Origin of the sequence: Accumulibacter sp., from assembly GCF_016789985.1 — a bacterium.
In the GTDB taxonomy this organism is placed as follows: Bacteria; Pseudomonadota; Gammaproteobacteria; order Burkholderiales; family Rhodocyclaceae; genus Accumulibacter.
The window spans coordinates 1-8,179 of sequence record NZ_JAEUOL010000020.1; the positions used below are offsets into that span (position 1 = coordinate 1).

The 8,179-nt window shown below is 65.0% G+C and carries 5 protein-coding genes; 4 read left to right on the forward strand and 1 reads right to left on the reverse strand.

The window, feature by feature from the left end:
* A partial coding sequence (locus tag JNK99_RS01185; RefSeq protein WP_291847417.1) for a hypothetical protein occupies positions 1-690 on the forward strand: 690 nt, incomplete at its 5' end.
* Between the two features lie 77 nt (positions 691-767).
* Here the strand turns inward: JNK99_RS01185 and JNK99_RS01190 are convergent.
* Positions 768-2,318, reverse strand: coding sequence for a Fic family protein (locus JNK99_RS01190; protein WP_291847421.1), 1,551 nt, complete (start codon positions 2,316-2,318; stop codon positions 768-770).
* Between the two features lie 282 nt (positions 2,319-2,600).
* Between JNK99_RS01190 and JNK99_RS01195 the strand changes: the two genes are divergently transcribed.
* The 3 genes from JNK99_RS01195 to JNK99_RS01205 are packed head-to-tail and all read left to right on the forward strand — an operon-like array spanning position 2,601 to position 7,992.
* Positions 2,601-4,031, forward strand: coding sequence for a toll/interleukin-1 receptor domain-containing protein (locus JNK99_RS01195; RefSeq protein WP_291847424.1), 1,431 nt, complete (start codon positions 2,601-2,603; stop codon positions 4,029-4,031).
* A gap of 5 nt (positions 4,032-4,036) precedes the next feature.
* Positions 4,037-5,017 (forward strand): AAA family ATPase, encoded by a 981-nt coding sequence (locus JNK99_RS01200; RefSeq protein WP_291847427.1) that lies wholly within the window; start codon positions 4,037-4,039, stop codon positions 5,015-5,017.
* Entirely contained in the window at positions 5,014-7,992 is a 2,979-nt protein-coding gene (locus JNK99_RS01205) for a formylglycine-generating enzyme family protein (protein ID WP_291847429.1), read from the forward strand. The genes JNK99_RS01200 and JNK99_RS01205 overlap by 4 nt, the downstream gene beginning before the upstream one ends.
* Positions 7,993-8,179: the final 187 nt, after the last annotated feature.

An 8,179-nucleotide genomic window follows, 5' to 3' on the forward strand; every position in this document is an offset into this window, starting at 1 on the left:
GCTGTGGTCAGCTTGCGGCGGCGGCGCAGCAAACCACCAGCTGACGATGAAGAAACGCGTGACGCCGTTCACCTGACACAGACCGTGACCATGAACGGCGATGGCCTGCGCATCGATTTCCCGTTGGAGAAAGGCACTGTAAGCAGAATCCTCGAAATCGAGACCGCGCCAGGGCGGCTGGCGCGGCGCGGCGATGACTACGAGCTTCAGGTCCAGAAGCTCACCGAGGGAGCAACAGTTACCGAGATCGAAGTGCTCACCTTCTATCGCCCGCCGCCAGGCGACTTTAAACTGTTGCTGAAGCTCGACAAGCGCGCCCGCGGCTACCAGCAACGCTCGCCCTGCCGTGCGACGATCGAGATCAGCGCTTGGGCGGCGCAGATCAGCCAGGCCGACGAGCTGCTGACGCCCGCCGTCGCCACCGCAATGGCCGCGCTTGCCGATATCGACCGCTTCCATCTCGCCGGCTGCGAAGACCCCGGATTCACTCTGCGTCTGCTCAATCCACGAGCCGATCTGAGCTTCCTTGAACGTATGCAGATCCCCGGCGATCAACGCCTCTTCCGCAGCACCGCGAGGCTGTCTTTGCGTGGCGAATGGGAGCTGACCCTGGCGCTTGTCACGGCGCCCGGCGAAGGCAAGATCAACAAGGTCACCCCCAGCGTGAAGGTTCTCGTAGATACCGACTGAAGGCCATTGACCGACCGCTCGCACCCCAGCCAGCAAGCCAACGCACCGGCCACTCACGGCTGCCGAGGCACGTAACGTCAAAGCTTGTTTAGCGGCGGCAATGCCGTCTCGATGGCCACCAGCACCTCGCCCGCAAGGTCATCCTCCGTCAGTTCCGGGAATTCCTTGAGCAGCTTGTTCGACAACTTGCCAGCGTTTTCTCGCACCGATCGGATGATCCGGTCGATGTCGCCATCCGGTCCTTCGATCACCTGCTTGACACGCTCGCGGGCGTTGCGCAGGCCACGCAGATAGCCCGCTTCCTGGCGCATTTCCTGCTCGATCGTCCGTTGAACGACCTCGGCCAAGTACTCGACATGGTCGGTCATGTCGGGATAGCGCCATGCGGGCAGTGCGTCCTGGTAGGCATCGAACTGGAGGTTGTAATGCACACCGTCGTCGGCAACCCGTTCTGCGCCGAAGCGCCAGGCCCCGGCGTACTTGTGCATCAGCGGTCGCGAGAACGATTCGAGCACCTGGTCGTAACGGCGCCGACTGACCGCCGAGCTGGTGATGGCTGCCGACACCGGCAGGATGAACGGCGCCGGAATGGCCTGGTCCCGCCGCAGCACATCGTTGATCAGGAAGCGCGAGATGCGGCCATTGCCGTCGGACATCGGATGAATGTACACGAATCCGAAGGACAGCACCGCAGCGCGCACCAGTGCACTGGCACCGGCTGTCCGGTCTGCGAAGTCGCGCAGGCCGCACAGCAGCGAGCGCACATCGTCCCAGTGCGGAGCGATGTAGTGCACCAGCTCGGTCATACCGTCCCGTTCACCAACGAACACCGGCGAGCGGCGCACCCCGTAGCGCGTCGCCCGCGGCCCGAGGATCTGCGCCTGCAGCTCACCCAGCGCGCTTTCGGACAGCGGCTCTGGGTACTGCCCGCAGTGCTGCTCCATTACCACAGCAAAGCGCCGCACACGATCGAGCTGCTGCCCTTCCTGCTCGATCGCAAAGCTCGCCCGGCTTTCCTTGATCGTCAGCCAGACCACGCTGCGCTGCAGCACGTCGGTGCCGAACTCGACCTCCAGGTCGGCCAGATGCCGAGCGCAGTCGTACTGTTCGGCCTGCTGCACCCGGCTAGTCCGCCACACCAGCGGGCAATAGTCACGCGAGCCTGGAAGGTTGTCGCGAACGCGCCAGCGCGGGTGGTTGACGGACCGAACAGCCGTCACACAGGATTCACTGTCCAGCGCGGAGACGTAGTTGCCGGCGACGACGCCGGGGAACGTCAGGCGCCGGCCAGTCAGGTATTCGTAGAAGAAGCCCGTACGGCGCGCGTACTGGCCAGTCGGCTCGGCCCCAACCCAGGCCTCGAGCTCGGCCACCGGAGTAACGTCAAACAGCCGCGCCAGGAACTCCAGATGGACACCTTCGTGCTTGAGCGCGAAGCCCAGATGCGCCGCCAGGGTGTCGGAAGGCCGGGCCGAGGACGGGTAGTATTGATGGGTGTAGCCGTCCTTACGCACCGTGGTGCGGGACCTGGCAATCGCGCTGTCGGTACGAAACGCCTGCACCGGCAAGACGCCATAGTGCTGTGCCAGCCATCGATAGCCGATCCAGTCGGACACTTCGTTGTTCACAGTTCGTCTCGGATTCGTTTAATCTTTCTACATTTTGATTACAAGAAGACTGCTAGTCAATAAATCGATTAGAAGTGAGCGGGCGCCTTCTGCGGTCGCTGCGTTTTACACCGGTAAGGAGAGCGCGCGTCTCCCGTTTGACTCGCGCGCTCGCGCCACCCATACTTGACACGCTGGACGGGTTCTCCTGGCAAGTTTGTTGGCGGGCGCGAAAGCCGCAACACCGAAGGCCCGATTGTCCCGATGATGCAGTCTCCACCAGACCCGAAGGGAGGGGTTTCGATGGTCAGCGTCTACGTCTCGTACGCCTGGAAAGAGGAAGAACAGAACCGGCTCGTCGACAAGCTCGGCGAAGCTTGTGCCGCTCGTAAGATCGAACTGCGGCGTGACCGGAACGAAATCCACTATGGCGATTCGATCCGGCAGTTCATGAACGAGATCGGTGCCAGTCGGCATGTCGTGCTGGTACTCAGCGACGCCTACCTCAAGTCGGCGTACTGCATGTACGAGCTGCGCCAGATCTATGAAAACGGGAATTTCCGCAAGCGGGTGTATCCGATCGTTCTGTCGGGAACGCCGTTTTACGATCCAATCGACCGTATTTCCTACATCGAGTATTGGGAAACCAAGACCGCCGAGTTGGAGGCGAAACTCAAGCGACTCAAGGACTCCAAGCACACGCTGAACGCACGCGAGATCCTCGACCGCTACGACAGATTTCGCATGCTGATGGACGAACTCCTGAGCGACCTCGCCGACATGAACACACCGCCCGAGGAGGTGCATCTCGAAACCGACTTCGCGGCACTGATCAAGCGAATCGCCCCCGACAACGGAAATGGCGACGGCCCAGGTCCCACACGGGAGGCCGACGAAATCTTCGTCAGAAAGGTCGAAGACGAGGTCCGGCAAGCGCTCGCTGCCGTGCCCGACTTGGCCCGGATGATCCGGCAGCAGGCGAGCAAGAAGGAGCTGGTGGTCGGCGACGATCTCGTCGCTCTGGCGCAGTGCCTGTGCACGAGCAAGCTGGAAACGGTGCTCGACGATGTCTTGCGACCGGCCACGCGAAACGCCCTGCCACGCACGACGCCACAAGCGATCCGTGAGTCGGATACCTGGGAAGCCGCCAAATCGCTGCTCTTTTGGCTCAGCGTGCTCGCCGTTCGACCGGACTGGATCAAGGCGCAGGAGGAAAAAGAGGACCGGGGCGAGTCGCGTTTTGAAATCTTTGTGCATACCAGTGGTGGCGCCGAGATCGTCAGTTCGCGCTACCGTCAGGTTCGTCCCGGCTTTCGCGCCACCGGGGGAATGGACGTGATCGGCGAAGGCAGGATCGAGCTCTCGAATCTGGAATGCGGTTGGAACGACGAGCAGCCCATCGACGGGATCCTGCTCGACGTTGCCAAACACCTGTTCCCGAAAGCGAAAGAATCCTACGGTCCTACACTCAGCGCGACGCAATTCGCGTTCATCGTGGACGCACTCGCCTACGACGAAAAGGACAGGATGCGACACCATTACATCCTGGTCGGCCCCGACGAGGACTCGCCGCTCAGGCGGCAGGACGTTTACGACAGACTCAGCAAGGCTCTGCCCGAGCTGAAAATCATCTACCTGAAATCATCCGGTGAAGAGACTCCTTTGCTGGTGGATAGAGAGACGCGTCTGATTACCATCATCCGTGGATTCCTGACCCTTCCCGACACCCGGTAAACACGATGAACACGACCGACATCGCACCTCTCCCTCTCGTTACGATCGCGCTGCCGGCGCGCGGCTCATGGCCAGCGACGGTCCACCGCTTCGACGACACCTCGGCCTGGGCAGTACGCGCGGCGCTCGCCGCGCAGCGGCCACTGCTGGTGCGCGGCGAGCCGGGCTCGGGCAAAAGCCAGTTGGCACGCGCAGCCGCCGAAGCCCTGGGCCGGCTGTTCCTTGCCGAGGTGGTACACGCGCGCAGCGAAAGTCAGGATCTGCAGTGGCGCTTCGATGCGCTCGGCCGGCTAGGCGACGCGCAGGCGATGAGCGCCGGCCACCACAGCCCGGAAGAAGTTCGTAGTCGCCTCGAGCAGCGCAACTACCTGAGCCCCGGTGCGCTCTGGTGGGTCTTCGACTGGGACTCGGCCGAGCGCCAGCATTCGCGCAGTGGTGGCCGCAGTGCGCGCCCACAGCCCCCGGCAGGCTGGACGCCGGCCAGGGGAAGCGTGCTGCTGATCGACGAAATCGACAAGGCGGAGGCCGATCTGCCCAACGGTTTGCTCGAAACGCTGGGTAATGGCGCGTTCACCGTACCCTGGCTCGACGAAGCGATCAGCTCGGCCGCAGGAACACCGACACCACTGGTGGTCATCACCACCAACGAGGAACGCGAGCTGCCGGCGGCTTTCGTCCGCCGCTGCCTGGTGCTCAACCTGCAACTGCCGAAAGCCGAAAACGACTTCATCGCCGCGCTGATCCGGCGCGGCAAGTTGCACTTTGAGGATCGCTGCCCGGCGAACGTCTATCGTGATGCTGCCCGGCAACTCTGGCAGGACCGCCAGGCCGCCGAAGACCAGGGTCTGCAGGGACCGGGGTATGCCGAGTACATCGATCTGCTGCGCGTCGTCGTCACGCTGGAAGCGGACCCGGGCAAGCAGGCCGTGTTGCTCGGCAAGGTACAGGACTTCGCGCTGAAGAAACATCCGCCAGCGAACGGATGAAAGTCCGACCGCTACGCGCCAGAACTGCCGTCGGGCGAGCCGATCTGCTGCGCGTCTATGCAGAGCACGGCGAAGAGATGCTTGAGCAGGCGGCGTGGGCGCTCGGCTACGAGCGGCGGGCAGCGCCGCCGTTGGTGACCGCCTTCGCCAAAATAGTCGCTTCGCCAGTGGTCGAAGGATTCATCGAGGCCGGCCCACCCCTACCCGAACGCCCGTCGACCCTTCCTGCCGCGCGCTTCTTCCACGTCACCGAACACCGGCAGGCCGACCCACAGCCCGGTGACGACGCGGACGCTGCACCAGGCTGGCTGGCTGCAGCCGAGCTGCTCGAGGAAGACCCCCGCCCTGCCCCTGGCTCGCTGCGTCTGCCTTCCCGCCTGCCGCTGACACGCTGGTCGCGGCTGTGGCCCTTCCTGCGCCGTTCGCTGGGGCGGTCGATTGAGTCGAGCCAGCCCGATGTGCCGCGCCTGCTCGACCGGCTGACGCGCGGCGAGGCGCTGCGCCAGATCCCGATGCTGGGCCGCCACAGCTGGAGCCCGCGGATTGTCATCCTCACCGACTACTCCCGCCAGACGATCCCGTTTCACGGCGACTTCAACGCCCTCTGTCACGCACTCGAAAAGCGGCACGGTCAACTGGGAATCGAGCGTTGCATCCTCGCCGGCGAGCCGGGTGCACGGCCACTGGTTCACCGCTCATCACAGCATAGCCAACAGCGCTGGCAATTGCCGGCACCCACGACGCCGCTGCTGATCCTCAGCGATCTCGGGCTGCTCGACGCCTCGCCGGCAACGCGACTCGGCTGGCAGCAACTGGGTGGCAGGCTGCGCAGTGCCGGACGGCAGGCGCTGGCTCTCTGCCCGGTTCCGGCGCGCCTGCATCCCGCCGGTCTGCAACGCGGCTTCACGATCGTCGAATGGGATCGCCACAGCCGGCTGCGGCGCTCGACAGCCGGACCCCTTGCCGGCGAAACCGGAGCGACGCGCGCTGACGACGGCGGGCGCAGTGGGCAAGCGGTCGAAAAGCTGCTGACGCTGCTCGCACCGGCGGTGCGCGTCGAGCCACCGCTGCTGCGCGCGATACGCACCCTGTTGCCGGCTAGCGAAGCCGATGTCCTCGGCGAAGCGCTGATCTGGCAACATCCGGACGTTCGCGCCGGCCCACAGGGTTTCCAGTTCGCCGGAAAGGCGGCGATCACCCGCTATCAAGGTGGCTTTGAAGCGCTGCCACGGGATCTCAAACGCGCCGCCGTCGGCCTGATCCTTGCCCACCATGCCGGACTGCCCGAGTCGGTGCGGCTCGCAGAACTCGCCGCGTGCCGGAGAATGGCGCCGGAGGCGATGGCGGCAAGCGACCCAGAAGAGGTGCAGCAGTGGCAGTACGCCATCGCCAGGACGGCACTGCAACGCCCCGAGGCCTTCGCCCTGCAGCAGTGGCTGCGCCGCCACGTCAGCCGTCAGAGCGACGCCGTGTTCGCCGAAGACGAAACGCAGGCCGCACTCTGGGCACTCGCCCAACGCGAACGCCTGGCGCGCGGCGATGTGGTCGAGCTACCGTCTGGCGTCCGCCCGGAGGCGGTGCGCTTCTTCCTCGACCCCGAGCCTGCCCGCCAGCGACTCGCCTGCGCCCTGCGGCAGCGCGGCGAGGAACTGTGGCTCGAGCCGCTCGATGTGAAGGGTCCCGGACTGCTGGCGGCCGGCAGCCATTACGCCGATCTGACGCTGGTCGGCGGCGGTGTTTTCGTGGACGTCACGCACTCGGCCGCGACGGCAACGGCAGCGTCCGCACGCACCTACGTCGCCGCCGCGGCGTTGCCACAAACTCTCGCCCGTCTGACACGCGACGTCGAGCGCATCGAACTGCACGCGCCCCACCTCGACCTCACCGTCAACGCACTCGCAAGGCCGCCGTGGGCACGCGCGTTCGGGCGCGACGCGCGCGGGCTGTTTGCTGAAGTGACGTGGCTGGGCGAGCGCTGCCGTCTCGACTGGCAACCGCCACAGGCCGGGCAAGCCGGCCGCTGGAGCAGCGAACAGGCACTCGGCGTTGATGGCTACGGGCTGTTCGGAGAAGTCGACGTCAACGGTGTCAGCCAGCGGTTCCGCTGGATTTCCCCTGGCCGCTTCCTGATGGGCTCACCAGCCGACGAGCCGGAACGGGTTGCGGAGCGGGAGGCACAGCACGAAGTGACGCTGGGGCGTGGTTTCTGGCTCGCCGACACCGCTTGCACGCAGGCGCTGTGGGGTGCGGTGATGGGCGGGCAGAATCCGAGCCGTTTTCAGGACGATGCACGCAACCCGGTCGAGCAGGTCAGTTGGGATGACGTCCAAACCTTCATCGCTAAACTCGGGCACCGACTGCCGGGATTACCGGTGCGGCTGCCGACCGAGGCGGAGTGGGAGTACGCCTGCCGGGCCGGGACGACGACGCCATTCTCGTTCGGCGACCAGATCACCCCGAAACTGGTCAACTACCATGGCAACTATCCCTACGCCGGCGGCGAGATGGGTTTGTATCGCCAGCAGACAGTGCCGGTGGCCTCGCTGCCAGCGAATCCCTGGGGCTTGTACGAGATGCACGGCAACGTCTGGGAATGGTGCGCCGACTGGTACGGAGACCATCCGACGGAGCCACAGGTCGATCCACAAGGTCCGCAAACTGGCGACTACCGCGTGTTGCGCGGCGGTTCGTGGCGCGTCTACGGCAGGGACGTGCGTTCGGCCTTCCGTTTCAGGGACGAGCCTGGCGACCGCAGCGTCAGCACCGGGTTCCGGCTCGCCCTAGGTCCAGGCGAGCAGGGTGGGTCACCGGCGGAGCCGGTGACCAGGAAGGGGTTGTCGGCGGAGCCGACGAGCCAGCGGCCGAGGACGGCTTCGCCGTCCACGGCCGTGCCGCCGGCTAGTACGGCCAACGGCGACGCCAAACCGACGACCGCCCGGGATCGATTGGCGAATTTTTTCAAACGCACGAAGTGAACCGACCGATGAGATTTCACTTTTTCAGCGTCGAAGCGCTGACGCCGGCGACTGGTGAGGCCGAGTTGAACGCCTTCTGCGCTCAGCATCGCATTGTGTCGGTCGACAAGCAGTTCGTTGACCAGGGTGCCCACAGTTACTGGCTGTTCTGCCTGACGACCGTCGATGGCGACGGCGCCGAACGCTC

Bases quoted from the DNA above. Each gene is read 5' to 3' on its own strand.
- JNK99_RS01195 (WP_291847424.1), top strand. From the start codon at position 2,601: ATGGTCAGCGTCTACGTCTCGTACGCCTGGAAAGAGGAAGAACAGAAC.
- JNK99_RS01200 (WP_291847427.1), top strand. From the start codon at position 4,037: ATGAACACGACCGACATCGCACCTCTCCCTCTCGTTACGATCGCGCTG.
- JNK99_RS01205 (WP_291847429.1), top strand. From the start codon at position 5,014: ATGAAAGTCCGACCGCTACGCGCCAGAACTGCCGTCGGGCGAGCCGAT.